Annotated in this window: 24 protein-coding genes; 8 read left to right on the top strand and 16 right to left on the bottom strand. The window is 60.7% G+C overall.

What is annotated here, in order from left to right; translation table 11 throughout:
- Positions 1–34 precede the first annotated feature (34 nt).
- Both tyrS and pdxY read left to right on the top strand, forming a co-directional pair.
- Positions 35–1,309: a tyrosine--tRNA ligase gene (tyrS, locus tag RE418_RS19700; protein WP_043141190.1), complete on the top strand. Its 1,275-nt coding sequence runs from the start codon at positions 35–37 to the stop codon at positions 1,307–1,309.
- An 84-nt stretch (positions 1,310–1,393) separates the two neighbouring features.
- Complete coding sequence (gene pdxY, locus RE418_RS19695; protein WP_043141216.1) at positions 1,394–2,254, top strand: pyridoxal kinase PdxY; 861 nt, start codon at positions 1,394–1,396, stop codon at positions 2,252–2,254.
- Between the two features lie 39 nt (positions 2,255–2,293).
- On the opposite strand, the gene gstA is transcribed toward pdxY, so the two are convergent.
- The 4 genes from gstA to RE418_RS19675 all read right to left on the bottom strand — a co-directional run bounded on the left by gstA (position 2,294) and on the right by RE418_RS19675 (position 5,291).
- A complete protein-coding gene (gene gstA / locus RE418_RS19690; protein ID WP_025302671.1) occupies positions 2,294–2,899 on the bottom strand; it encodes a glutathione transferase GstA in 606 nt (201 codons plus the stop codon).
- A gap of 92 nt (positions 2,900–2,991) precedes the next feature.
- Positions 2,992–3,876, bottom strand: a complete 885-nt coding sequence (dapA, locus tag RE418_RS19685) for a 4-hydroxy-tetrahydrodipicolinate synthase (RefSeq protein ID WP_025302672.1) — start codon at positions 3,874–3,876, stop codon at positions 2,992–2,994.
- Positions 3,877–4,236: 360 nt separating this feature from the next.
- Positions 4,237–4,500: a DUF3811 domain-containing protein gene (locus RE418_RS19680; RefSeq protein ID WP_004938373.1), complete on the bottom strand. Its 264-nt coding sequence runs from the start codon at positions 4,498–4,500 to the stop codon at positions 4,237–4,239.
- Between the two features lie 95 nt (positions 4,501–4,595).
- Complete coding sequence (locus tag RE418_RS19675; protein WP_049204298.1) at positions 4,596–5,291, bottom strand: HD domain-containing protein; 696 nt, start codon at positions 5,289–5,291, stop codon at positions 4,596–4,598.
- A 202-nt stretch (positions 5,292–5,493) separates the two neighbouring features.
- Here RE418_RS19675 and RE418_RS19670 point away from each other — a divergent pair, with 202 nt between their 5' ends.
- The gene (locus tag RE418_RS19670; RefSeq protein ID WP_004938379.1) at positions 5,494–5,886 is read left to right on the top strand and encodes a nuclear transport factor 2 family protein; all 393 of its coding nucleotides are present in this window, start codon (positions 5,494–5,496) and stop codon (positions 5,884–5,886) included.
- Here the strand turns inward: RE418_RS19670 and RE418_RS19665 are convergent.
- Positions 5,883–6,152 carry a hypothetical protein gene (locus tag RE418_RS19665; protein ID WP_004938382.1) on the bottom strand — a complete coding sequence of 90 codons (270 nt, stop codon included), beginning with the start codon at positions 6,150–6,152 and terminating at the stop codon, positions 5,883–5,885. The genes RE418_RS19670 and RE418_RS19665 overlap by 4 nt on opposite strands.
- Before the next feature lie 276 nt (positions 6,153–6,428).
- On the opposite strand from RE418_RS19665, the gene RE418_RS19660 reads away from it, so the two are divergent.
- On the top strand, positions 6,429–6,809 hold the full coding sequence (locus RE418_RS19660; protein WP_025302674.1) for a nuclear transport factor 2 family protein: 381 nt from the start codon (positions 6,429–6,431) through the stop codon (positions 6,807–6,809).
- Between the two features lie 712 nt (positions 6,810–7,521).
- Here the strand turns inward: RE418_RS19660 and RE418_RS19655 are convergent.
- A complete protein-coding gene (locus tag RE418_RS19655; protein ID WP_025302675.1) occupies positions 7,522–7,902 on the bottom strand; it encodes a RidA family protein in 381 nt (126 codons plus the stop codon).
- Positions 7,903–8,084: 182 nt separating this feature from the next.
- Between RE418_RS19655 and RE418_RS19650 the strand changes: the two genes are divergently transcribed.
- Positions 8,085–8,939: an aminoglycoside phosphotransferase family protein gene (locus RE418_RS19650; protein ID WP_025302676.1), complete on the top strand. Its 855-nt coding sequence runs from the start codon at positions 8,085–8,087 to the stop codon at positions 8,937–8,939.
- Here RE418_RS19650 and RE418_RS19645 read toward each other — a convergent pair.
- Positions 8,904–9,407: a cupin domain-containing protein gene (locus RE418_RS19645; protein WP_033652588.1), complete on the bottom strand. Its 504-nt coding sequence runs from the start codon at positions 9,405–9,407 to the stop codon at positions 8,904–8,906. The genes RE418_RS19650 and RE418_RS19645 overlap by 36 nt on opposite strands.
- 100 nt (positions 9,408–9,507) lie before the next feature.
- Complete coding sequence (locus RE418_RS19640; protein ID WP_049295487.1) at positions 9,508–10,695, bottom strand: benzoate/H(+) symporter BenE family transporter; 1,188 nt, start codon at positions 10,693–10,695, stop codon at positions 9,508–9,510.
- Positions 10,696–10,810: 115 nt separating this feature from the next.
- Here RE418_RS19640 and RE418_RS19635 point away from each other — a divergent pair, with 115 nt between their 5' ends.
- Both RE418_RS19635 and RE418_RS19630 read left to right on the top strand, forming a co-directional pair.
- Positions 10,811–11,374 carry a helix-turn-helix domain-containing protein gene (locus RE418_RS19635; protein ID WP_025302679.1) on the top strand — a complete coding sequence of 188 codons (564 nt, stop codon included), beginning with the start codon at positions 10,811–10,813 and terminating at the stop codon, positions 11,372–11,374.
- 194 nt (positions 11,375–11,568) lie between these two features.
- Positions 11,569–13,662, top strand: a complete 2,094-nt coding sequence (locus RE418_RS19630) for a prolyl oligopeptidase family protein (protein ID WP_127146136.1) — start codon at positions 11,569–11,571, stop codon at positions 13,660–13,662.
- A 76-nt stretch (positions 13,663–13,738) separates the two neighbouring features.
- Here RE418_RS19630 and dtpA read toward each other — a convergent pair whose 3' ends face one another.
- The 5 genes from dtpA to rsxD all read right to left on the bottom strand — a co-directional run bounded on the left by dtpA (position 13,739) and on the right by rsxD (position 18,918).
- Entirely contained in the window at positions 13,739–15,253 is a 1,515-nt protein-coding gene (gene dtpA, locus RE418_RS19625) for a dipeptide/tripeptide permease DtpA (RefSeq protein WP_025302681.1), read from the bottom strand.
- Between the two features lie 604 nt (positions 15,254–15,857).
- The gene (gene nth / locus RE418_RS19620) at positions 15,858–16,499 is read right to left on the bottom strand and encodes an endonuclease III (protein ID WP_019455952.1); all 642 of its coding nucleotides are present in this window, start codon (positions 16,497–16,499) and stop codon (positions 15,858–15,860) included.
- Positions 16,499–17,197, bottom strand: a complete 699-nt coding sequence (locus tag RE418_RS19615; RefSeq protein WP_025302682.1) for an electron transport complex subunit E — start codon at positions 17,195–17,197, stop codon at positions 16,499–16,501. The genes nth and RE418_RS19615 overlap by 1 nt, the downstream gene beginning before the upstream one ends.
- A complete protein-coding gene (gene rsxG / locus RE418_RS19610) occupies positions 17,194–17,823 on the bottom strand; it encodes an electron transport complex subunit RsxG (protein ID WP_025302683.1) in 630 nt (209 codons plus the stop codon). The genes RE418_RS19615 and rsxG overlap by 4 nt, the downstream gene beginning before the upstream one ends.
- A gap of 9 nt (positions 17,824–17,832) precedes the next feature.
- Entirely contained in the window at positions 17,833–18,918 is a 1,086-nt protein-coding gene (gene rsxD, locus RE418_RS19605; RefSeq protein WP_025302684.1) for an electron transport complex subunit RsxD, read from the bottom strand.
- A 366-nt stretch (positions 18,919–19,284) separates the two neighbouring features.
- Between rsxD and RE418_RS19600 the strand changes: the two genes are divergently transcribed.
- A complete protein-coding gene (locus RE418_RS19600) occupies positions 19,285–20,178 on the top strand; it encodes a helix-turn-helix domain-containing protein (protein WP_025302685.1) in 894 nt (297 codons plus the stop codon).
- A 33-nt stretch (positions 20,179–20,211) separates the two neighbouring features.
- On the opposite strand, the gene rsxC is transcribed toward RE418_RS19600, so the two are convergent.
- From rsxC to rsxA, 3 genes are read right to left on the bottom strand one after another with little or no spacing between them, the layout of a single operon-like run.
- Complete coding sequence (gene rsxC / locus RE418_RS19595) at positions 20,212–22,692, bottom strand: electron transport complex subunit RsxC (RefSeq protein ID WP_399675469.1); 2,481 nt, start codon at positions 22,690–22,692, stop codon at positions 20,212–20,214.
- Entirely contained in the window at positions 22,685–23,257 is a 573-nt protein-coding gene (gene rsxB, locus RE418_RS19590) for an electron transport complex subunit RsxB (protein ID WP_004938428.1), read from the bottom strand. The genes rsxC and rsxB overlap by 8 nt, the downstream gene beginning before the upstream one ends.
- Positions 23,257–23,838, bottom strand: coding sequence for an electron transport complex subunit RsxA (gene rsxA / locus RE418_RS19585; protein ID WP_004938443.1), 582 nt, complete (start codon positions 23,836–23,838; stop codon positions 23,257–23,259). The genes rsxB and rsxA overlap by 1 nt, the downstream gene beginning before the upstream one ends.
- Positions 23,839–23,931 lie beyond the last annotated feature (93 nt).

Raw genomic sequence — 23,931 nt, 5'->3', positions numbered from 1 at the left:
GCAAAGGTGCATTCGTTTATACATGGAGTCATTGATGGCAAGCAGCAACTTGATTAAACAACTGCAAGAGCGGGGCCTCGTTGCCCAGGTTACGGATGAGGAAGCGTTAGCGGAGCGACTGGCGCAAGGGCCAATTGCACTGTATTGCGGTTTCGATCCGACCGCTGACAGCTTGCATTTGGGCCATCTGGTTCCTCTGTTGTGCCTGAAGCGCTTCCAGCTGGCCGGCCACAAGCCGGTAGCGTTGGTGGGCGGCGCCACTGGCCTCATCGGCGATCCGAGCTTCAAAGCGGCGGAGCGCAAGCTGAACACCACCGATACGGTGAACGAGTGGGTCGAGAAGATCCGCAAACAGGTTTCCCCGTTCCTCGATTTCGACTGCGGCAGCAACAGCGCCATCGCGGCCAACAACTACGACTGGTTCGGCGGCATGAACGTGCTGACCTTCCTGCGTGACATCGGCAAGCACTTCTCCGTCAACCAGATGATCAACAAGGAAGCGGTCAAGCAGCGCCTGAATCGCGACGACTCCGGCATCTCCTTCACCGAGTTCTCCTATAACCTGCTGCAGGGCTACGATTTCTCCGAGCTGTACAACCGCCACCAGGTGGAGCTGCAGATCGGTGGTTCCGACCAGTGGGGCAACATCACCTCGGGTATCGATCTAACGCGTCGTCAGCACCAGAAGCAGGTGTTCGGCCTGACCGTGCCGTTGATCACCAAAGCAGACGGCACCAAGTTCGGTAAAACCGAAGGCGGCGCGGTCTGGCTGGCGCCGGAAAAAACCAGCCCGTACAAGTTCTACCAGTTCTGGATCAACACCGCCGACGCCGACGTTTACCGCTTCCTGAAATTCTTCACCTTCATGAGCCTGGAAGACATCAACGCGCTGGAAGAAGAAGACAAAAACAGCGGCAAGGCGCCGCGCGCCCAGTACGTGCTGGCGGAGGAAGTGACCGGCATGGTGCACGGTGCGGAAGGCCTGGCGGCCGCCAAGCGCATCACCCAGAGCCTGTTCTCCGGTGCGCTGCATGACATGACCGAAGCGGACTTCGCCCAGCTGGCGCAGGACGGTATGCCGACCATCAAACTGGATGGCGACGCCGATCTGCAGCAGGCGTTGGTGAATGCCGAACTGGTGCCGTCACGCGGCCAGGCGCGCACCATGATCGGCTCCAACGCGGTGACCATCAACGGTGAGAAACAGTCCGATGCCGAATACCGCTTCAGCGATTCAGATCGTCTGTTCGGCCGCTACACGCTGCTGCGTCGCGGCAAGAAACACTACTGCCTGGTGGATTGGCAGTAAGCGAATAATGACGGTAAGGGGCCCTGGCGGCCCCTTTATTTTTGCGCAGCCGCCCGGCTGCCGTATTCCGAACGAGTTCTGTCGATGAAAAACATTCTTTCTATCCAGTCGCACGTGGTGTTTGGTCACGCCGGCAACAGTGCGGCTGAGTTTCCGATGCGCCGCATGGGCGTCAACGTCTGGCCGCTGAACACGGTGCAGTTCTCCAACCATACGCAATACGGCCAGTGGACCGGCTGCGTCATGCCGGCCAGCCACCTGACTGAGATCGCGCAGGGTATCGCCAATATCGATCAACTGAAGCGCTGTGATGCGGTGCTGAGCGGTTATATCGGTTCGCCGGAGCAGGGTGACCATATTCTGGAGATCGTGCGTCAGGTTAAGCAGGCGAACCCGAACGCCTGGTATTTTTGCGATCCGGTGATGGGGCATCCGGAAAAAGGCTGCATCGTGGCGCCGGGCGTGGCCGAGTTTCACTGCCGCCAGGCGTTGCCGTGCAGCGACATGGTGGCGCCGAACCTGCTGGAGCTGGAAATGCTGAGCCAGATGGCCGTCGCCAACGTGGCCGATGCGGTGCAGGCCGCCCGCGTGCTGATCGCCAAAGGGCCGCGGCTGGTGCTGGTCAAGCACCTGGCCCGCGCCGGCTATCACGCCGACTGTTTCGAAATGCTGCTGGTGACAGCGGACGAGGCCTGGCACATCAGCCGGCCGCTGGTGGACTTCGGCGCGCGTCAGCCGGTCGGCGTCGGCGATTTGACCAGCGGTCTGCTGCTGGTGGATCTGCTGAAGGGCGAGGCGCTGGATAAAGCGCTGGAGCACGTGACCGCCGCCGTGTATGAGGTGATGCTGACGACTCAGGAGATGGGGGAATACGAGCTGCAGGTAGTGGCGGCGCAGGATCGGATCGTGCAGCCGCGCAGCGAATTCAAAGCGGTAAAACTGTAAGTGCAACGGGCCCCGGCGATAGCCACCGGGGCCGAGTGTTTACTTCAATCCTTCGGCGTTCAGCGCCGCATCTACCGCCGGGCGCGCCGCAACGCGATCGAACCAGGCCGCCAGATGGGCGTGCTTGCGCACGTCAAACTGCAGGGCGAATGCCCAGCGCAGCACGGTGAACAGGTAGGCGTCAGCCACGCTGAAACGGCTCCCCAACAGGAAGTGCTGCTTCGCCAGCACCGAATCCAGATAGCTGAACTGCTGCTCCAGCCTGGCGCGCGCGATGGTTTTGTATTCCTCGGGCGTCTTCGGGTTGAACAGCGGGCTGAACCCTTTGTGCAGTTCGGTGGCGATGTAGTTCAGCCATTCGATCGCGTGGTAGCGCGACAGGGTGCCCGCCGCCGGGATCAGGTTGCGGTCAGGCACGCGGTCCGCCAGGTATTGTACGATCGCCACGCCTTCGGTCAGCAGGCTGCCATCGTCCAGCAGCAGCGCCGGGACCTGTCCCTTGGGATTGATGGCGAGGTAATCGGCGCCGCTCTCGGTTTTCTTCTGCGCCAGATCGACCTTCTCCGCCGTAAAATCCAGCCCTGCCTCGCGCAGCACGATATGCGGGGACAGCGAACAGGCGCCGGCTTTATAGAACAGTTTCATCGGAAGCTCCTTGTTGATGACGAATGACGGGCATGCTTAACCTCTCATCGTAGTCCCATAGCGCCAAAATTACAGCGGCTTAGCTTACAAATTTAACCGATGAGCGCCTCGGCTGTCTGCAACTGCGCCAGCGTTGCGGCGATCTGCTGTTGCAGCGCCTGCGGCGCCACCTGCATGGGCGAACGTAACTCATTGGCGATCAGCCCCTGTTGGGCCAGTACCGTCTTGACCGGCGCCGGATTCGGGAAGCTGAACATCTGGTGGATCATCGGCAGCAGCTCATAGAAGTTGCTGCGCGCAGCGGCCAGATCGCCGGTGGCGACTTGCTGTACCAGCTGGACGAAACGTTCCGGGTGAACATGCGCGGCGGCGGAAATGGCACCGGTGCCGCCGAGGCACAGCGTGGTGAGGATCAGATTGTCCTCCCCGGTCATCACATCGATTTCGCCGTCGGCGATCAGCGCCATGGTAGCGTCAGGGTTGCCGCCGCAGTCCTTGATGGCGGTGATGCGCGGGTGACGTGCGAGCCGGCGCAGCGTGGCCAGCTCCATGGCGATGCCGGTGCGCTGCGGAATGTTGTACAGGATCACCGGCACGGTGGAGGCGTCGGCCAACTGGGTGAAATAGTCGATCAGGCCGCATTGCGAAGGGCGGATGTAGTAAGGCGCCGGGATCAGCACGCCGGCGATGTCGCGCAGCTGAATGGCCTGCTGCATCTGCAGCGTGGCGGCCATGTTATTGCCGGAAAGGCCCATCACCACCTGATGGGCGGGCGCCACCTCCAGCACGGCGTCGAGCACCGCCAGCTGTTCTTCCTTGCTCAGCGCGGCGGCTTCACCGGTAGAGCCGCAGACCACCAGGCCGTCGATGCCGGCGTCGAGCAGGTGCCGCGCCAGGCGTTTAACCGCCGGCAGATCGACGGCATCTTGATTGAAAGGGGTAACCATCGCCACCCAAATACCCGAAAATGAGGCCATAAAATATTCCTTCTGTGTGACCGACAGAGAAGCCAGATGAGAAAATTGAAGGCGGGGCGTTGCAGGCCATCCAGTCAGCTCATCTGACGGGACAGCTCGCCCCGGTCAAATGAGCGTCTGTTTCTTCGATTTAACCGCCGCCAAACCGCCAACGGACAACGCAGGTGTCATCAGAATATCAGCGTTGCGTGGGTAGGCCATGGCAGTCTCGTGAAAAGGGGAAGTGGGGTGATAATGAATATTCTTCATCAGGCTGTCAATTTACAACAGATTGATAACATTGTTATTCATGATTCATCAGCAGGGATGAGTTTGGCTAATAAATAAAATCCCCGCCGCGGCGGGGAGGGTTTGACTGGCTCAGCGCGGCGGGCGGGAGCCGATAGTGGCAGACCAACTGAAGGTGTCGCCGCTTGGCCGGTAGCGGTTGGCTTTGCGTTCTGCACGCTCTGCCTTAGCGAGCTTTGCTCTGGCGGCCATGATGCGCGCCACCACTTCATCCTTGACCTTGTGCTGTTCGGCGTTGGTCAGCGGCCGGCCGTGGCTTTTACGCGCTTTGTCCAGCTCGGTTTTGACTTCCCGTTGCTCGCTTTCCGTCATCTCTTTCAACGTCAACTTTTTCATCTGTGCCGCCCGTTCGGTGAAGTTGGCTTTCAGTTTAACGGTGTTATGTGACCGAAAATGTTATGGGCATAACGAAAATGCCCCGTAGGCCGGCATTACACCTCTTCCAGCAGATCATCGACAAAACGCCGCATGCGTTCGGTACGAAGCTCGGCCATGTGCCGCCCGGCGGCAGTCTGGAAGCCGTCTTGCAGTTTGAACAGCTTGGTTTCGAAGTGATCCAGGCTGAAACGTTTGTCGTCGTATTGGCGATGTTCGGCCCGCGGGTCGGCGGCGTCGTACAGCGCACTGCGCATGCGGCCGCCGATATAGAAGCAGCGCGCCACGCCAATCAGGCCAATGGCGTCGAGACGATCGGCGTCCTGCAGGATCTTTGCCTCCAGCGTTTGCGGGGGGATGCCAGCGGAAAAACTGTGCGCTTCAATGGCGTGGGCTACCGCCGCGATGTCCGCCGGCGCCCATTCCAGCCGGGTCAGCGTCAGCGTGGCTTGCTCCGCCGCCATGCGCGAGGCCAGATGGCGCTGCGGCGAGTTTTTTTCCACCGCCACGGCGTCATGCAGCAGCACCGCCGCGCAGAGAATGCGCCGGTCGCCGCCTTCCAGCTTGCTGATGTGGCGGCAGTTCTTCCAGACTCGATGCAGGTGCGCCACGTCATGCGAACCGTCGTCCGACTCGAGGGTGAGCGGCAACAGCGTTTGCGCCAGCGTTTGGTAGGGGGAAAACGGTTGTAACAACTCTTGCGTCAGCGAGGGTAAAGACACGTTCAGCTCCTGTTGGGGAAAATCGGTCAATCAGCATAGCCGTGTCGGATGCCGGGAAAATGACAGAAAAATGGCTATTGTTTACTAAAGTGCAACCCACTATTGTCATAACTGCGGTTTTTGCAGCGAAACAAGCAACCTAGAATAGCCGCATTCCGCCGTCTCCGCTTGGTGAGAGCCTGTGTCCGCGGGGATGGCCGGAATATCCTCATCAGCCATTTGGAGAAGAGACATGCCAACCCCTCTTGAAATAGTGCGCGCAACCTATGAAGGCAGCTCCGAAGAAAACGGCCGCAATCTGCTGGCGGCGCTGGCCCCCGATGCAGAGTGGACCGAAGCCGCGGGTTTCCCTTACGCCGGTACCTATATCGGCCCGGAGAACATCATCAAGAACGTGCATCAGCGCCTGGGCAGCGAATGGCAAGGTTACCGCGCCGACGTCGATCACTTTTACGATGCCGGCGACAACGTGATCGCTCAGGGTTTTTATCACGGCACTTACCGGGCCACCGGCAAATCCTTCAGCGCCTCCTTTGCGCATATTTATACGCTTCGCGCCGGAAAAATCGTGAAGTTCGTGCAGATCGTCGACAGCGCTAAAGTGCTGGAAGCAATGCAGCCTTAATCGCCGCTGCGCTTGCCGAATTTGCGGTCGAACTCGCGCCGGTAACCCCGGGCCTTGTTGCGATCGCGGATCCACAAATAGCCGCACACCAGCGCAACCGCTCCCGAGAAGGTGACGTTGCGCATATCCCGGTCATACCAAAACACCAACAGCGCATCTAGCGCAGCAATCAGCGCGATCCATTTGTACATATGGGATTGGCGCCGCGTGGCGGCGTTGAGTCGTTTTAACTGTCTGGCTTCGTCCAACACCGGTTTTTGCTGCATAGCGTTTCGTTATCATCAGGCTGTTCACGCTAAATTAGCAGAATTTCCCTAACCGCCGCAAAGATTAACGCGTGGCGTTATGCGGTTTTCACCGCCCCTGGCGCGGCGCAGAAAATTTATGCACGGGCGCTTGAATTACCCATCGGGCGTGATAGGTTATTTATTCGCTATTTTTGGTTTTTTATTCAAATCTCGCCGTGTCATCAAGCTGCAGCACTGGGCGGTTAACGTGATGGGTTCGACGTATGCGGCGGTTAACTTCGGCAGGAGGATGTGATGAACGATAAAACGGCACGCCCGCAGGATGTGGTTCAACAACAGCTTGACGCCTATAACGCCCGCGACATCGAGGCCTTTATGGCCTGCTGGGCGGACGACGCGCAGTATTACGAGCATCCCGACACGCTGCTGGCCAGCGGCAAGGCGGCGATCCGTGAACGGCATCTTGTGCGTTTCCAGGAGCCGAGTCTGTATGGCGAACGGATAAAACGCATGGCGGTGGGGAATATGGTGGTCGATCAGGAAGTGGTGACGCGCAACTTCCCGCAGGGGCGCGGCAAAATGGATGTCATCGCCATTTACGAAGTGGAACAGGGGCAGATCGCCAAAGCCTGGTTCAAGATCGGCCCCTGCATGCCGGATGAAGGCGCGCTCTAGCCGCAATGCCGCTCACTTAAGCCTGAGTGGCATTTTTCTTATCCAGCCTCTGGGCGTTCTGTGCAGGGGAATTGCCGTCAATGTTCCGCATTTCTTTGTGGCCAACATGAACGGCAATTGTAGGGGCCGATGGCGCGGCCCCTACACCCGCGCCTTTGCTTAACACCGCCTGTCCGCTGCGCGGATACCCTCGCCGTGTCTGCATTGTCGGGCGGGTCGGCTGCGACAAACGTCCCTGTTAGTCTCGCCTCAACCGGCCTTCCCTGGCCGGTTGCCCCTGACAACGCCGCCTTGCTCGGCAGCCGGTGATGCGCGTTAAAGGTCAACACCCGAGCTGGCAGCTACCGGGAAATCTGCCGCTGATGAGGTTATGGCAGAGAAGTTGGAGATGAGCGCGGTGTTGGGCGCCCTTGAAGACGCCGAACGCAGGCATAGCGCATTAGGAGAAACCGCCATGGACGGCGGTTTCAGGTGAGACAGGCAGGGACGCCTGTCGCAACCGGCCTCAATGTGCTATGGCGGAGAGAGGGCAGTTGGCAAAGCCAACCGTCTGATAGGGCAAAGGCGCGGGTTGCCAGGGGCCGCGCCTTCGGCCCCTGGCTCGGTCGAGGTGAGTGAGCCACATGAGGCATCTCACTTTTATCGACCGAAAATGTCACGAACGCCTGCAGAAAAACGCTTAACTGAATCAGCATTGTGCTCTAGCCGCGCCTTATTGCAACGCCATCACCGCCTCTATCTCTACGCACACCTGCGGTGAGAACAACGCGCTGACCGCCATCAGTGAACAGGCCGGCAGCGCGCCGTCGAAATAGTCAAACAGCACCGGGCGCACGCCCGCCAGATCGGCGATGTCGGTCAGGAACACGCTGATTTTAATCAAGGCCTTGAGATTCACGCCTTCGCTGGCGGCGATGGTCGCCAATTGCTCGAGGATCTCCTGCGTCTGTTCCGGCGCGTTCAAGCCTTGCGCGTCGGTGGCGAAGGCCGTCAAGCCCGACACATACAGGCGATCGCCGTGGCGCACCGCATGCACATAGGGGCCGCCCGGCGTAGGCAACTGCGGATAATTCGTGCGTTTTAATGATGTCATGATCAAACCCCGCGCAAGACCGGTTAATAAAATCGACAAACTTGGTTAGGATACTGAGGAAACGGCGGCCAGACGCCGCACACCGATGATATATGAGCGTATCATCCCTCTTTATTTTATACGTCGTCTCTCACCCGAATGTGACAGTGCGGCGCAGATCGGCCACAAGGACGCATGAGACGATGAACCCGCTTTTTACTCCCTACCTGCAACGCTGGCAACTGGAACAGGACGGTAAAGCCTTCGAAACCCACAGCAGCCTGCTGATGCCGGTGCGTTACCGGGGCGAGGCCGCCATGCTGAAGATCGCCCGCGAGCAGGAGGAGCGCTTCGGCGGCCAGCTGATGTGCTGGTGGCGCGGGGAAGGCGCCGCGCAGGTGTTGGCGTGGCACGAAGACGGCATTCTGCTGGAGCGCGCACAGGGCGAAAGCTCGTTGGCGCAGCTGGTGCGTGATGGCGACGATGAGCAGGCCACGGCGATCCTGTGCCGGGCGATCGCCGCCTTGCATGCGCCGCGCGCGGCACCGCTGCCCGAATTGATCCCGTTGCAAGAGTGGTTCAGCTCGCTGTGGCCGGCGGCGCAGGCGCACGGCGGCATGCTGCGTCTCAGCGCCACGACGGCGGCGGAATTGCTGAGTAGCCCGCGAGATGAAAGCGTGCTGCACGGTGATATCCACCATGACAACGTGCTGGACTTCGGCGAACGCGGCTGGCTGGCGATCGATCCCAAGCGTTTGTACGGCGAACGGGGCTTCGATTACGCCAATATCTTCTGTAATCCCAACTACGGCATCGCCACCGATCCGGCCATTTTCCAGCGGCGCGTGGAACAGGTCTGTCGCTTGGCCGGGCTGGAACGCCGGCGCTTGCTGCAATGGATCCTGGCCTGGGCGGGGCTCTCCGCCGCCTGGTTTATGGAAGACGGGCAGGCGGCGGATATCGACTTCCGCGTGGCCGAGCTGGCGGCGCGCGCGTTGGATCTCCCGTTGCCGGCCGGCGATTCAGGGTTCATCCTGCCAGTAATCGAGCGAGGCTGAAGGGCGTTGCAGATAACGCACCTGTTCGCCGTCATTGCCGCGCGCCATCGCCTGGTATTTGCCTGAGTCCGGATACATCACCACTTCCGGCTGTTCGCGCGTGCTGACGGACAGGTACTTCAGCGGCGCATCGGAGGTGTTGATGATCTGGTGCGGGTATTCCGGGCCAGGCGGAATGAAAATGACATCCCCGCTGACGATCGGCAGCATTTCTCCGGCCACGCGCAGCGTACCGCTGCCTTCCAAAATGATGAACATTTCCTCCTGAGCGTAGTGAAAATGGTAGGGGCAGGAGCGCATGCCCGGCGCCACACAATCGAAAGAAGCGCCCAGCTTGTCGGCGGCGGTGCCGGTGCCGAGACGAGCGCCGACGCTGTCATACAGCGGCGGCCGCCGGTCATGCTTCATCTCTACCTGTTCGACATTGCGTATCAGGCGCTGGGCCAACAGCGCGGCTTTCTCGGTCATAAGCTTCCTTGGTGACGGCGTCACTTATTAGGTGGATTGACATTCAGACGACAGAGAAAGTGAAGGCGCCACGGCGCCGCTTGTCAATGTAGACCGCCCGTTACGCCTCGGTGGTTCGCCGCGGCAGCGACAGCAGCAGATGGGCGATGGCGCCGCCGACAATCCCCCAGAAGGCCGAACCGATGCCGAGCAGCGTGACGCCGGAGGCGGTGATTAGGAAGGCGATCAGCGCCGCGTCGCGCTGTTTTTCATCATGCAGCGCGCGTTGCAGGCTGCCGCCGATGGTGCCGAGCAACGCCAGCCCGGCAATGGTGTGGATCAAGGCGACCGGCAACGCGCTGAACAGCAGGCCGATGGCGCCGCCGAACAACCCGGCCAGCAGGTAGAAGCCGCCGGCGGCCACCGCGCCCATATAGCGCCGCTGCGGATCGGGATGCACGTCCGGCCCCATGCAGATGGCGGCGGTAATGGCGGCGATGCACACCGAGAAGCCGCCGAACGGCGCCAGCAGCAGTGCGGTCAGCGCCGTCCAGGCGATCAGCGGTGAGGTGGGGACGCGGTAGCCCGCCGCCTGCAGCGTGGCGATGCCGGGGGCGTTTTGCGAAGCCATGGTGACCACGAAGAAGGGCACGCCGATGCCGAGCAGCGTCGGCCAATTGAAATGCGGCGCGATAAATTCCGGCATGGCGAACGCCGGCGCTTGCTGCGTCAGCTGGATATTGCCCTGCAGCGCGGCGATCGCCAGCCCAACCGCCAGCGTCAGCACGATGGCGTAGCGCGGTTGATAACGGCGGCTGAGCAGATAGGCCAGCCCCATGCCGGCGCTGAGGGGGAAATTGAGCTGCAGCGAAGCGAAGGCGTCCAGCCCGAAACGCAGCAAGATCCCCGCCAGCATCGCCGCAGAAATCGCCTGCGGGATGTAGTCCATCAGGCGGGCGAACAGCCCGGTGACGCCGCACAGCAGGATCAGACCGGAAGCGAAGATAAACACGCCGATCGCCTCGTTGATCGGCGTGCCGGGCAGGCTGGTGACCAGCAGCGCCGCGCCGGGCGTCGACCAGGCGGTGAGGATCGGGGTGCGGTAGTAAAGCGAGAGCCCGAGCGAGGTGACACCCATCGCGATCCCCAGTGCGCTCAGCCAGCCGCCGATCTGCGCCGGCGTGGCGCCTGCGGCGGCGGCGGCCTGGAAAATGATCGCGGCAGAGCTGGTGTAACCCACCAGAACGGCGACAAAGCCGGCCATGATGGCGGGCAGGGTCAGATGGCGCAGGGAGAGGGCTGGGCGCATGAGGAGCTCCAATCGGTAATTGTGCGTTATAACGCACGACAAGAAATCAGCATAGCACCGTGCGCTATAGCGCACAAGCGGGTATAATCGGGCACGATACGCAGAGGAGAACAGGATGCAGGAACTTGCCGGCCATTTGGCGCACACCCTTCGCACGCTGCGCACACAGCGCGGCTGGAGCCTGACGCAGGCGGCGGAATACACCGGCGTCAGCAAAGCGATGCTCGGGCAGATTGAACGCGGTGAATCCAGCCCGACGGTGGCGACGCTGTGGAAGATCGCCACCGGCTTCAACGTGGCGTTCTCCGCCTTTCTTGAGGCGTCGCCCGCTCAGCAACAGGCGACGCTGCACCGCTACGGTGAACTGCCGGTGTACGATCAGGACAATGCTGATATGCGCGTGGTGCCGCTGTTTCCCTACGACCGCCAGCTGGGTTTCGATATGTTCGTCATCGATCTCGCACCGGGCGCGCTCAGCGAATCGTCGCCCCATGAGCCGGGCGTGATCGAGCATGTGATCGTGATCAGCGGCCGACTAGAATTGGCGATCGACGGCGAATGGCACAGCCTGGCGGCCGGCGAAGCGATGCGCTTTCAGGCCGATCGGCCGCACGCCTACCGCAACGCCAGTTCACAAACGGTGCGCATCCACGATCTGATCCACTATCCTCAATCCTGACTCAACGCGGTGCCCGCGGGCTTTGACTCCGCGCCGCCAAACGCCTACCTTGTTGAAAATGACTCTTATTTCACAGGCTGTCGCCCATGACGGGGCGGCGTTGTAGCCGACTCAAAAGGAGCTTGATTTTGCCGGTCACCAATCGACGTCAGTTCATTAAACTCAGTGCGCAAACCGCAGGAGCCGTATTCGCGATGACTTCATTACCTAACAGTATCCGCCTGGCGATGGCGGCGGAGGGCGGCGCGGCCGCCAGCGATGACTTCCTGTGGCTGGAGGAGCTGCAGGGTAAAAAAGCGCTGCAATGGGTGCAGCAGGAAAATCAGCGCACCGTGGCGCGTTTCGGCCAGGGTGAAGACTTTCAGCGCATTGAGCGCGAAGTCCTGGATATCCTTAATAAAGACACCCAAATCCCGTGGGTGAGCAAACGCGGCGAGTACTATTACAACTTCTGGCAGGATCGGGCCAACCCGCGCGGCCTGCTGCGGCGCACCACGCTGGACGAGTACCGCAAGGCCAAACCGGCCTGGGAGACGGTGCTGGATATCGATGCGTTGGGCAAAGCGGAGGGCAAGGATTGGGTCTATCAGGGCTCGCAACCGCTGGCGCCGGAATACCGTTATTGCCTGATGCAGCTGTCGCCGGACGGCGGTGACGCCACCGAGATCCGCGAATTCGATCTGGTGGCCAAACGCTTCGTCAAAGACGGTTTTAATGTACCGGTGGCGAAAAGTCGGGTCTCCTGGGTCGATCGGGATACGCTGTTCATCGCCACCGATTTCGGCCCCGGCTCGATGACCCAGTCCGGCTACGCGCGCATCGCCAAGCGCTGGCGGCGCGGCACGCCGCTGAGCGCCGCCGAAACGCTGTACGAAGCGCAGCCCGAGGACATGGCGGTCTTCGCCTATCACGACCGCACGCCGGGTTTTGAGCGCGATTTCGTCGGCCGCAGCCTGGACTTCTACCGCCGCGACTATTTCTTGCTGATGCAGGACGGCCGGCAGAAAAAAATCGATATCCCGGCCGACGCCGAACTGGATACGCATCGGGAATGGCTGCTGATCAAACCGAGCAGCGACTGGGAGGTGGGCGGCAAGCGCTATCCGTCCGGCGCGCTGCTGGCGGCCAACTTCGATGACTATCTGGCGGGTAAGCGCGAGCTGCAACTGCTGTTTACCCCAACGGCGGAGCAGGCGCTGAGCGGCTACAGCGGCACCCGCGATCATCTGATCCTCAGTATCATGGATAACGTGGTCAACCGTCTGGAAGTGCTGACGCCGCAGGGCGGCAGCTGGCAACGTCGTCCGCTGGGCAACCCCGGCGCCATCAGCACCCTTTCCGCCGGCGGCATCGACGAAGAGAGCAACGCCTATTTCCTGACGGTCAGCGGGTTCCTGCAACCGACCTCACTGTATATGGGCAACCTCGATGGCGGTGAGGCGACGCTGCTGAAACAGGCGCCGCAGGATTTTGACGCGTCAGGCTACCAAGTGAGCCAGCATTTTGCGCGTTCCAAGGACGGCACCCGCGTGCCGTATTTCCAGATTGCCGCCAAAGATCTCAAACCGGACGGCAGCACGCCGACGCTGCTGTATGGCTACGGCGGGTTTGAAGTGCCGCTGCTGCCGGGCTATCTCGGCGGCAAGGCGCCGGCCTGGCTGGAACGCGGTGGGGTATACGTGGTGGCCAACATCCGCGGCGGCGGCGAATACGGCCCGGCCTGGCATCAGGCGGCGCTCAAGCAGAACCGCCATCGCGCCTACGAGGATTTCGCCGCCGTGGCCGAAGATCTCATCGCACGCAAGGTGACCTCGGCACCGCATCTGGGCGCGCGCGGCGGCAGCAACGGCGGCCTGTTAGTGGGCAATATGCTGACGTTGTATCCGCAGCTGTTCGGCTGCATCGTTTGCGAAGTGCCGCTGCTGGACATGCAGCGCTATACGCAGCTTTCTGCCGGCGCGTCGTGGATCGCCGAATACGGTGACCCGAGCAAGCCGGAGGAGTGGGCCTACATCAAGACCTTCTCGCCGTACCACAACATTCAGACGCAGACGGCCTATCCGCCGGTGTTGTTCTATACCGCGACCAGCGACGATCGGGTCAACCCGGCCCACGCGCGCAAAATGGCGGCGCGCATGCAGGCGATGGGGTATCAGCAGGCTTATTTCTATGAAAATACCGAAGGCGGGCACAGCGCCGCCGCCGACAAGCAACAGGCGGCATTCCACAGCGCACTGGTAAGCGAATTCATGTGGGCCAACCTGAGCGATAAACCCAAATCAGCGTAAACCCGTTTATTGCGGGCATAAAAAAACACCGGGGCGTTAACCTCGGTGTTTTTATTTACGCCCAATCTGCCGACGATCAGTGAGCCGCGGTGGCTTCCTGCGCTTTCTGATTGGCGTCTTCGGTGGTATCCAGCGTCATGCGGTACAGTTTCGGCGCGGTCAGCATCATCAGGATAGCAATGACGGCGGTGACGATGCCGATTTGCATAAACACATGGCTGTAGATGGCCAGCGAAGCGTGCGCGTCGTTGATGTCGCTTGGGACGGCGGTCAGACCGGCAACCTTACCGGCGATCAGCGCGGCGGCGGCGGTGGTCAGGAACCAGGAACCCATGATGAAGCCCATCAGACGCTGCGGCACCAGCTGTGCCACCATCGCCAGACCCAGGCCGGAAATCATCAGCTCACCGATGCTCTGCAGCGCGTAGCTCAGGATCAGCCAGTTGACCGACACAATGCCCTGTTCGTTGGCGAAGCTGGCGCCCCATGGCAGCACCAGGAAGGCGCAGGAGCACAGGATCATACCGAAAGCGAACTTGTGCGGCATCGGCAGGCGATCGCCCATTTTGTTATACAGCGCGGCCAGAATCGGGCTGGCGAGCATGATCCAGAATGGGTTCAGCGCCTGATACTGCTCAGGCTCGAAGGCGATGCCGAAGATGCTGTGTTCCACGTTGTGGATGGCGAAGAAGTTCAGTGAGGTTGGCATTTGGCTGTACAGCACGAAGAACACCACCGCTTCCAGCATCAACAGGAAGGCGACGATCATCTTGCGGCGTGCGGCGCCGTGCAGGGCGAAGGTTTCCTTGGCGAACACCAGCACGATGCCGGCGGAAACGAGGGCCAGCGCCCAGCGCGCGATCACCTGGTTGTGCAGCAGCCAGCTGGACACGGCGATCAACGCCACGATGCCGACCAGCACCATCAGCAGTTTCGGCAGATGCAGCGGCTTGAAGTCAGGCTTGGAGCCGTTTTCCTTCACCCACTTGTGGCACATCATAAAGTTGACCAGGGTGATCAGCATGCCGACCACGCTCAGGGAGAACGCCACGCTCCAGCCGTATTTCGCTGCCAGCCACGGGGTGGCCAGCATGGAGAAGAAGGAACCGATGTTCACCGACATGTAGTACATGGTGAAGGCGCCGTCGAGACGCGGATCGTCTTTCTCATAGCAGGTGGACAGCAGGGAGGACGGGTTAGCCTTGAACAGGCCGCTGCCCACGGCGATGGTCGCCATACCCATGTAGACCCAGAAGATGTCGTGGCCGGAGTAGGCCACCATGGCGTAACCGGCAGCCAGCACCAGTGCGCCGAGCACGATCACGCGTTTGGCACCCAGCACCTTGTCGCCCAGCCAGCCGCCGATGGCGACGAAGCCGTATACCAGGGCGCTGAAGGAAGAGAACAGGGTGATGGAGTCGGCTTCGCTCATGCCGAGCATCTTGACCAGATAAACCGCCATGATGCCCTGCAGGCCGTAATAGCCGAAACGCTCCCACAGTTCGATCGAGAAGATCAGATAGAACGCTTTCGGTTGTTTGAACGCGTTAAGGCTAACGCTCTCCGGGTGTTGGTTGTTTGCTGTTGACACTGGTACCTCTGTTTTTTCGCAGCCCGTCTTTGGAGGACGGGAAAGTACAAAAGTTGATGCGGAACGGCATCCTTTTGCGTTGTTATAGGATGGGGACGGCGGTTAATGTTCACTATCTTTGTCAACGTGGCAAGCAGTTTGTCATATTCGGTTACATTTAACGCTCGCAGGATTATGCTGCGATGTTGCAAATGTTATGCAGTATTAACTTTCGGGTTTTAATGATTTGCCGATTTTTTGTTTTGATTAAAAGCTATACGGATTTTAAACAGGGATATATTCTGCTGAATTGCTATTTTTTAGCGCATCAGTGTATGTGTGGTTATTAATCCATTGGAATGTTGTGCATATGACGCATTTTGTAAAATTATAGAAATTTAAGAAAACGGGGCTGGCATTTGTGAACGCCTTGTGATCCTGAAAGCGTGACGTTCACCGCAATTTTCGACTAATTTTTCGCTTGAAAATAACACGGCACTGAGTTTTTCACTGAAAACCGCGATAACACCGGGGTTACTGCTGCGCGATATCACATTTCCGATAAAAAAGAGGCGCTGGCGGGGAGAGATGAAGCGACGGGTGCGGTTTGCCGCACCCAACAGGCTCAGGATTCCGGATAAACCTTTTCTTTATACTCGCACAGGTCTTCGATAATGCAGGAACCGCAGCGCGGTTTGCGCGCGATGCAGGTGTAGCGCCCGTGCAGGATCAGCCAGTGGTGGCAATCGACCTTGAATTCGGCGGGCACCACCTTCAACAGCTTCTCTTCCACCTGATCGACGTTCTTGCCCGGCGCGAAGTGGGTGCGATTACACACCCGGAAGATATGGGTGTCGACGGCGATGGTCGCCCAGCCGAAGGCCGTGTTGAGCACCACGTTGGCGGTCTTGCGGCCGACGCCCGGCAGTGCTTCCAGCGCGGCGCGATCCTCCGGTACTTCGCCGCCGTGCAGCTCCAGCAGCATGCGGCAGGTCTTGATCACGTTTTCGGCCTTGCTGTTGAACAGACCGATGGTCTTGATGTACTCCTTGACGCCATCAACCCCCAGCGCCAGCATGGCGGCGGGGGTGTTGGCGACCGGGTACAGCTTGGCGGTCGCCTTGTTGACGCTTACGTCGGTGGCCTGCGCAGACAGCAGCACCGCAATCAGCAGTTCAAATGGCGTGGTGTACACCAGCTCGGTGGTCGGGTGCGGGTTGTTGTCGCGCAGCCGGGTCAGAATTTCCAGTCGCTTCTGCTTGTTCATCAGGCCTTCTCAGCACGTCCTTGTTCCAACAGCGGTTCCACTGCCACGGCGCGGGCTTTGCGCGCCTTCATTCTCTCGTCGATCAGATATTTGACCGCCAGCAGCAGCCCCAAGCCGATAAAGGCACCCGGCGGCAGCATCGCCAGCAGGAACGGGCTGTCGAAGTGCACCACTTCGATGCGCAGCGACTTGGCCCAACTGCCCAGCAGTAGGTCGGCACCGTCGAACAGCGTGCCGTTGCCCAGCAGTTCGCGCATCGAGCCCAGCGTCACCATCACGCCAGTAGCGCCGAGACCGATAGCCATGCCGTCCAGCGCCGAGAGGCCGACCGGCTTCTTGGCGGCCACCGCTTCGGCGCGGCCCACCACGATGCAGTTGGTCACGATCAATGGAATAAAGATGCCCAGCGACTGATACAGCCCGAAGGCATAGGCGTTGATCAGCATCTGCACGATGCTCACCACCGCGGCGATGATCATCACGTAGATAGGAATACGCACCTCGCTCGGTACCCAGCGGCGCACCGCGGAGATGGAGGCGTTGGTCAACGTCAGCACCAGCGTGGTGGCCAGCCCCAGGCCCAGCGCGTTGGTGACGGTGGACGTCACCGCCAGCAACGGACACATGCCCAGCAGCTGCACCAGGGCGGAGTTATTTTTCCACAACCCCTGGACGATCAATTCTTTGGCTTCACTCATTCGCTGGCTCCACACGCAGGTAAGCTTTCAAGTTTAGGCGGCAGCGTTTCCATATACAACGCCGTGCGCCGCACCGCATTGACCACCGCACGCGGGGTGATGGTCGCGCCGGTGAACTGGTCGAACATACCGCCGTCTTTCTTCACCGCCCAGCGCTTATCGTCAGGGCCTTCGATTTTCTTGCCGCTGAAGAAAGAAATCCAGTCGGAAATGCGTAGTTCAATTTTGTCACCCAGCCCCGGGGTTTCGTGGTGCTCAATCACCCGGGTGCCGAGCACCGTGCCGTTGAAATCGGCGCCGACCAGCAGCTTGATGGCGCCAGAGTAGCCGTCCGGCGCGGTGGTTTCCAGCGCGGCGGCGGTCGGTTGCCCGTTTTTGCGCGCCAGGTACAAACGGTGCGGCGCGCCGTCGCCGAGCGCCGGGTCGCTGACCAGGAAGCACTCGTTCTGCATGATGTTGTCGTAGTTTTCCGGCGGTACCACCTGATCGAGCAGCGCTTTTTGCTGCAGCGCCGCCTGATGGGCGATGGTGGTTTTCGTCAGGGCGTAGACCACGGCGGTCAGGCCAGTGGTGACCGCCGCAAACACCGCCAGCGTGGTGCCGTGCTTTCTCATGGAATTCAGCATGGCGGCTCCTTAGCGATGGCCGTACACGCGCGGCTGCGTGTAGTGGTCGATTAACGGGACGGTGATGTTGGCGAGTAGCACGGCGAAGGCCACGCCGTCAGGGTAGCCGCCATAGACGCGGATCAGCCACACCAGCACGCCGATCAGCGCGCCGTAGATTAAACGGCCCTTCGGCGTAGTGGAGGCGCTGACCGGGTCGGTGGCGATGAAGAACGCGCCCAGCATGCTGGCGCCGGAAAACAGGTGGATCAGCGGCGAAGCCTGATGCGCCGGATCGAGCCACCAGGCCAGACCGGAACAGAAAGCGATGGCGGCCAACATGCTGAACGGGATCTGCCAATGGATCAGGCGGCGCGCCAGCATAAACAGACCACCGGCCAGGAAGCCGAGGTTGACCCACTGCCAGCCGATGCCGGCCAAGGCGCCGCCGAACAGCGGCTGCTGCAACACCTGTTCCACGCTGTGGCCGCTGCGCAGGCCGGTTTTGAAGCCATCGAGCGGCGTGGCCTGGCTGATGCCGTCCACGCCCATCTGCAGTTCATGCAGCGTCGCGCCTTGCGAAGTATGGCCGCTGAAAATGGCCAGCAGTGTGTCGTGGAACGGTAGCGCGGTGGCGCGCAGCTCATCCGGCGGCAGCCAACTGGTCATCTGCACCGGGAAGGAGATCAGCAGCACCACGTAACCGACCATCGCCGGGTTGAACGGGTTCTGCCCAAGGCCGCCGTACAGCTGCTTGGCGATGACGATGGCGAAGAACGTACCGATGACGATCATCCACCAGGGTGCCAGCGGCGGCAGGCTGATGCCGAGCAGCAGCGCGGTCAGCAGGGCGGAGTTATCCGCCAGCCGGCTGCGCACCGGCAGCTTGCGCAGTTTTAGGATCGCGCCTTCCGCCGCCAGCGCGACGATCGCCGCCAGCGCCACCTGGATCAACACGCCGTAGCCGAAAAACCAAATCTGCGCTGCGATGCCGGGAATGCACGCCAACATCACCCACAGCATAATGCGGCTGGTGCTTTGCTGGTTGTGGGTGAACGGCGAGCTGGCGATGTGTAAGCCTTTGGCGGCTGTGGGTGATACCGGCCTGAACTTCATAGAGTAACGATACCTTCTGCGCCGCGCCTGCGGCAGTTTCGATGCGCCGAATTGCGGGCGCGGCAAAAAATAATAGCCGAGCATTCTACCTGATTCGATGCGAGGGTAATACGCCTTAATGGTAGGGGTATTCGGCTTTCCGCACATCTGGCGATCGGGACGGCGCGATTTGATTTTTTTTTGGCCGGTAAATGGGCTAACGTGAGGAATTGTCAGTGGAACTTGTGCCGCCATCGACCGCGGAAAATGGGTTAAGCGTCTGAATGAGATATCATTTTTCTCCAGATTTCCGCACAAAATAACAACTTTCACATAATCCGTGTAGGTTACTATCGCGAACATTATTGAGTCAGTGAATCCATAATAATGACAAATGAAGACATTTTTTTTATTGAAGAGCTAATTGAGTGGGTGGAGATACATCTGGAGAAACGGCCAAACCTGGATGAAGTCGCGCGTATTTCGGGCTATTCCAAGTGGCATCTGCAGCGTAAATTCAAGCGTATTACCGGCATTCAACTCGCCACCTATATCCGTTCGCGCATCCTGACGCGCGCCGCGGTGGCGCTGCGCATTACTCGTCGCTCCATCATCGACATTTCCGATGAGCTGGGCTTCGATTCACAGCAGACCTTCACCCGCATGTTCAAGCAGCGCTTCGGCACCACGCCCAATCGCTACCGCTCGATGGCGCACTGGGACGTGAAAAACCTGATGCCGCGCTTTAACTTCGAAGCCAGCTACGGTGCCGGTTATTATCCGGAAGTGAAGCGGTTGACGCTGCCCGACATGCAGTTGGTCGGCTTCACGCGCCGGTTGGATTTCGCCTCCGAACAGGAGCTGGAATATTCTTCCTGCATGGCGATGAAAGACGAGATTTTCAACGACTTCTTCAAGGGGTTGCACGTTGACTGTCGGCGAATTTACAGCATTTATTCTCCTCATGCCGGGGAGGGCGACGAGCTCTCGTCCACGTTGGTGATGGCGGTCGATCCTGAACACAAAAAGGATATTCTTTCCAACCATCAGATCGACACCTTCCATCTGCCGAGCCGCGAGTTTATCTCCATCAACCATAAGGGCACGGCGAAAGAGTGTCTGCAGTTTTTCGGCTACCTGATGTCGCATGTGATGCCGGGGCTGAAGGATGAGGTGCGCGGCAGTATGGAAATGGAGATCATTCAAACCAAAGAGTGGAATCCGGAATCCAAACTGCGCCAGATTGAAGTGGATTACACCTACCTGATTTCTATCGATTAAACGGCGCCGGGCTGTGGCCAGGCGCCGCTGTCATCATTTGTCTTCCGTTTCCGCCGTCAGCGATTCCCTGGCGGCTTTTTTGGCTTTGGCGCGGGCGATAGCCGCTGCCACCGCCGCCTTGCGCGGGTCTTCCTCGGCGGCAACCGGCGTCGGTTCCGCCGCTGCAGGAGCATCCGCCTGCTGCGCGGCTTTCTTGGCTTTTACACGTGCCAGTGCCGCGGCAACCGCTGCTTTGCGCGGGTCTTCCTCGACGGCAGCCGGAGCCGGTTCCGCCGCTGCAGGGGCATCGGCCTGCTGCGCGGCTTTTTTGGCTTTGGCGCGGGCGATAGCCGCTGCCACCGCGGCCTTGCGCGGATCTTCCTCGGCGATTGCCGGAGCCGGTTCCGCCGCTGCAGGAGCATCCGCCTGTTGCGCGGCTTTCTTGGCTTTTACACGTGCCAGTGCCGCGGCAACCGCTGCTTTGCGCGGGTCTTCCTCGGCGGCAGCCGGAGCCGGTTCCGCCGCTGCAGGGGCATCGGCCTGCTGCGCGGCTTTTTTGGCTTTGGCGCGGGCGATAGCCGCTGCCACCGCGGCCTTGCGCGGATCTTCCTCGGCGGTTGCCGGAGCCGGTTCCGCCGCTGCAGGGGCATCGGCCTGCTGCGCGGCTTTTTTGGCTTTGGCGCGGGCGATAGCCGCTGCCACCGCGGCCTTGCGCGGATCTTCCTCGGCGGTTGCCGGAGCCGGTTCCGCCGCTGCAGGGGCGTCAGATTGTTGCTCCGCTTTTTTGGCCTTCACGCGCGCCAAGGCGGCAGCAACGGCCGCTTTCCGCGGATCGTCCTCTGTTGCGGCCGGCGCTTCTTTACGCGCGTCGTCGCCGGTGGCCGCCGGCGGTGCTTTCGTTTCCACCTCGGCAGCCAGCTGGGCACGTCGTTCGCGCGCCTGCGCTTTACGTGCTTCGCGGGCAGCGATCATCTCGCTGTTGTCCGGCTGCTGGCCGTCGACCGGCGTAACCGCCGCTTCGGCATTCTTGCTGCGTACGCGCGCCAGCGCGGCCTGCACCGCGCCCTGATCGTCGTCGGTCAGTTTCACGGCGGCCTTTTTATGTCGCTCTTCGCGCGCCAGTTTCTCGCGCTCCAGACGGGCCTGCTTGGCTTCGAAACGGGCCTTGGCCTCGGCGGTGCGCGCCGCCTCCAGATCGATAGCCTTGATTTCGGCCTTTTCCTGACGGTAGTACTGCACCAGCGGAATGTTGCTGGGGCAGACGAACGCGCAGGCGCCGCATTCGATGCAATCGAACAGGTTGTGGTTACGTGCCTTGTCGTGCTCCTGCCCGCGGCTGAACCAGTACAGCTGTTGCGGCAGCAGCCCGGCGGGGCAAGCGTCCACGCACAGGCCGCAGCGGATGCAGGATTGCTCGGGTTCCTGCGGCGTCATTTCATCGACCGTCGGCGCCAGAATACAGTTGCTAATCTTGACGATTGGCACGTTCAGCGCGGGCAGGGTGAAGCCCATCAGCGGGCCACCCATGACCACCATCTGCTGCGCCTGCGGGCGGAAACCGGTGAAGTCAAGCAGGTGCTGCACCGGCGTGCCGATGCGCGCCCACAGGTTACCGGGGCGCTCGATCGCCTCGCCGGTCAGGGTCACTACGCGCTCAATCAGCGGTTCGCCGTTGACGATCGCTCGCTTGATGGCGAAGGCGGTGCCGACGTTTTGCATCAATACGCCGATAGCGGAGGAGTGTTTGCCGTGCGGCACTTCCTTGCCGGTCAAAATTTTGGTCAGCTGCTTGGCGCCACCGGACGGGTATTTGGTCGGGATGACGCGCAGCGCAATGCTGGACTGGCCGCGTAACGCCTGTTTCAGCGCCGCGATTGCCTCCGGTTTGTTGTCTTCGATGCCGATCAGCGTGAGCTTGGGTTGCAGAATGTGTTGCAGGATCTGCGTGCCTTCAATGATCTGATCGGCATGTTCCTGCATCAGGCGGTCGTCGGCGGTGATGTAAGGCTCGCACTCGGCGGCGTTGAGGATCAGCGTTTCCACGCCGCTCATGCCGCCTTGCAGCTTGCTGGCGGTCGGGAAACCGGCGCCGCCCAGGCCGGCGATGCCGGCCTGATGAATACGTTGAATCAGTTCCGTGGCGGGCGATTGGCGATAGTCCGCCACCGGATCGCGCTCGCACCAGCGGTCTTCCCCGTCTGCCTCGATAATCACGCACAGCTCCGTCAGCCCGGACGGGTGAGCGGTGATGTGCGGGGTAATGGCGCTGACGGTGCCCGAGGTCGGGGCATGCACAGGCACGGTGCGGCCGCGGCCGACGGTCAGCGGTTGGCCTTTCAACACCCGATCGCCGGCGCTGACGCACAGCTCGCCTTCCGGCCCCAAATGCTGCTGCAGCGGAATGATAAAGGTCTTGGGCAGGGGCGCGACACGCAGCGGCGCACCGCTGGACTGCGTTTTCATTTCCGGTGGATGGATCCCGCCGTCGAAATCCCAGATCCGGTCTTTTTTAAAGGCGGCGAACAGATTAAGCATGTTGCTCCACGTGGATCACTTGCACCGGGATCGTCTTCATGTCCCACTTCCAGTTGGCGGTGGTGGTGGCGACCGGTCTCATTTCAATACAGTCGGTAGGGCAAGGGGCGACGCACAGATCGCAGCCGGTACAGAGGTCGGTGATGACGGTGTGCATGGCGCGGGTGGCGCCGACGATGGCGTCCACCGGGCAGGCCTGAATGCACTTGGTGCAGCCGATGCAGTTGGCCTCGTCGATATAGGCCACTTTACGCTCCGGCTCGGCGGCGGCTTCGCTGCCCAGCGGCTGCGGCTCTACGTTGAGCAGCTCCGCCAGTTTCAGCATCACCTGTTCGCCGCCCGGCGCGCATTTGTTGATCATCTCGCCGTTGGCCACCGCCTCGGCATAGGGGCGACAGCCGGGGTAGCCGCACTGCCCGCACTGGCTCTGCGGCAGGATCGCGTCGACCTGCTCGGCGACCGGATCCTCTTCCACCTCAAAACGGCGCGCGGCGTAGCCCAGCACCAGTCCGAACAGCAGCCCGAGCGCGCTTAAAGCCGCGATAGCTATCCACAACGCAGTCATTAGAATTTCACCAGCCCGGTAAAGCCCATAAAGGCCAGCGACATCAGCCCGGCGGTGATCAGCGCGATTGAGGAGCCGCGGAACGGCGCCGGGACGTCGGCGACCGCCAGACGTTCACGAATGGCGGCGAACAGCACCATGACCAGCGAGAAACCGGCGGCGGCGCTGAAGCCGTAAACGGCGGACTGCAGGAAGTTATAGCCGAGGTTGACGTTGAGCAACGCTACGCCCAGCACCGCACAGTTGGTGGTGATCAACGGCAGGAATATGCCCAGCAGGCGGTAGAGCGCCGGGCTGGTTTTGCGCACCACCATCTCGGTGAACTGCACGACCACGGCGATCACCAGAATGAAGGAGAGCGTGCGCAGATACACCAGATCCAGCGGAACCAGAATAAAGGTGTTGATCACCCAGGCGCTGACGGAAGCCAGCGTCATGACGAAGGTGGTGGCCATTCCCATGCCGATGGCGCTTTCCAGCTTCTTGGAAACGCCGAGGAACGGACACAGGCCAAGAAACTTCACCAGAACGAAGTTGTTCACCAGTACGGTGCCGACAAACAGGAGCAGGTATTCGGTCATTGCGATGCCTAAAAAAATAAAAGCCGCCTATTATCGGGAATCGGCGGCCGGACGACAACATATGAATCGCAGGGGTATTGCCTTTTTTGGCGA

Source organism: Serratia sp. szju, assembly GCF_044594185.1.
In the GTDB taxonomy this organism is placed as follows: domain Bacteria; phylum Pseudomonadota; class Gammaproteobacteria; order Enterobacterales; family Enterobacteriaceae; genus Serratia; species Serratia bockelmannii.
The sequence above is the reverse complement of the archived record's forward strand: the minus strand, read 5'-3'. Positions and strand labels throughout refer to the sequence as shown.

Coding starts and splice junctions, on each gene's coding strand:
- tyrS (WP_043141190.1), top strand. CDS start 35: ATGGCAAGCAGCAACTTGATTAAACAACTGCAAGAGCGGGGCCTCGTT.
- pdxY (WP_043141216.1), top strand. CDS start 1,394: ATGAAAAACATTCTTTCTATCCAGTCGCACGTGGTGTTTGGTCACGCC.
- gstA (WP_025302671.1), bottom strand. CDS start 2,899: ATGAAACTGTTCTATAAAGCCGGCGCCTGTTCGCTGTCCCCGCATATC.
- dapA (WP_025302672.1), bottom strand. CDS start 3,876: ATGGCCTCATTTTCGGGTATTTGGGTGGCGATGGTTACCCCTTTCAAT.
- RE418_RS19680 (WP_004938373.1), bottom strand. CDS start 4,500: ATGAAAAAGTTGACGTTGAAAGAGATGACGGAAAGCGAGCAACGGGAA.
- RE418_RS19670 (WP_004938379.1), top strand. CDS start 5,494: ATGCCAACCCCTCTTGAAATAGTGCGCGCAACCTATGAAGGCAGCTCC.
- RE418_RS19665 (WP_004938382.1), bottom strand. CDS start 6,152: ATGCAGCAAAAACCGGTGTTGGACGAAGCCAGACAGTTAAAACGACTC.
- RE418_RS19660 (WP_025302674.1), top strand. CDS start 6,429: ATGAACGATAAAACGGCACGCCCGCAGGATGTGGTTCAACAACAGCTT.
- RE418_RS19655 (WP_025302675.1), bottom strand. CDS start 7,902: ATGACATCATTAAAACGCACGAATTATCCGCAGTTGCCTACGCCGGGC.
- RE418_RS19650 (WP_025302676.1), top strand. CDS start 8,085: ATGAACCCGCTTTTTACTCCCTACCTGCAACGCTGGCAACTGGAACAG.
- RE418_RS19645 (WP_033652588.1), bottom strand. CDS start 9,407: ATGACCGAGAAAGCCGCGCTGTTGGCCCAGCGCCTGATACGCAATGTC.
- RE418_RS19640 (WP_049295487.1), bottom strand. CDS start 10,695: ATGCGCCCAGCCCTCTCCCTGCGCCATCTGACCCTGCCCGCCATCATG.
- RE418_RS19635 (WP_025302679.1), top strand. CDS start 10,811: ATGCAGGAACTTGCCGGCCATTTGGCGCACACCCTTCGCACGCTGCGC.
- RE418_RS19630 (WP_127146136.1), top strand. CDS start 11,569: ATGACTTCATTACCTAACAGTATCCGCCTGGCGATGGCGGCGGAGGGC.
- nth (WP_019455952.1), bottom strand. CDS start 16,499: ATGAACAAGCAGAAGCGACTGGAAATTCTGACCCGGCTGCGCGACAAC.
- RE418_RS19615 (WP_025302682.1), bottom strand. CDS start 17,197: ATGAGTGAAGCCAAAGAATTGATCGTCCAGGGGTTGTGGAAAAATAAC.
- rsxG (WP_025302683.1), bottom strand. CDS start 17,823: ATGCTGAATTCCATGAGAAAGCACGGCACCACGCTGGCGGTGTTTGCG.
- rsxD (WP_025302684.1), bottom strand. CDS start 18,918: ATGAAGTTCAGGCCGGTATCACCCACAGCCGCCAAAGGCTTACACATC.
- RE418_RS19600 (WP_025302685.1), top strand. CDS start 19,285: ATGACAAATGAAGACATTTTTTTTATTGAAGAGCTAATTGAGTGGGTG.
- rsxC (WP_399675469.1), bottom strand. CDS start 22,692: ATGCTTAATCTGTTCGCCGCCTTTAAAAAAGACCGGATCTGGGATTTC.
- rsxB (WP_004938428.1), bottom strand. CDS start 23,257: ATGACTGCGTTGTGGATAGCTATCGCGGCTTTAAGCGCGCTCGGGCTG.
- rsxA (WP_004938443.1), bottom strand. CDS start 23,838: ATGACCGAATACCTGCTCCTGTTTGTCGGCACCGTACTGGTGAACAAC.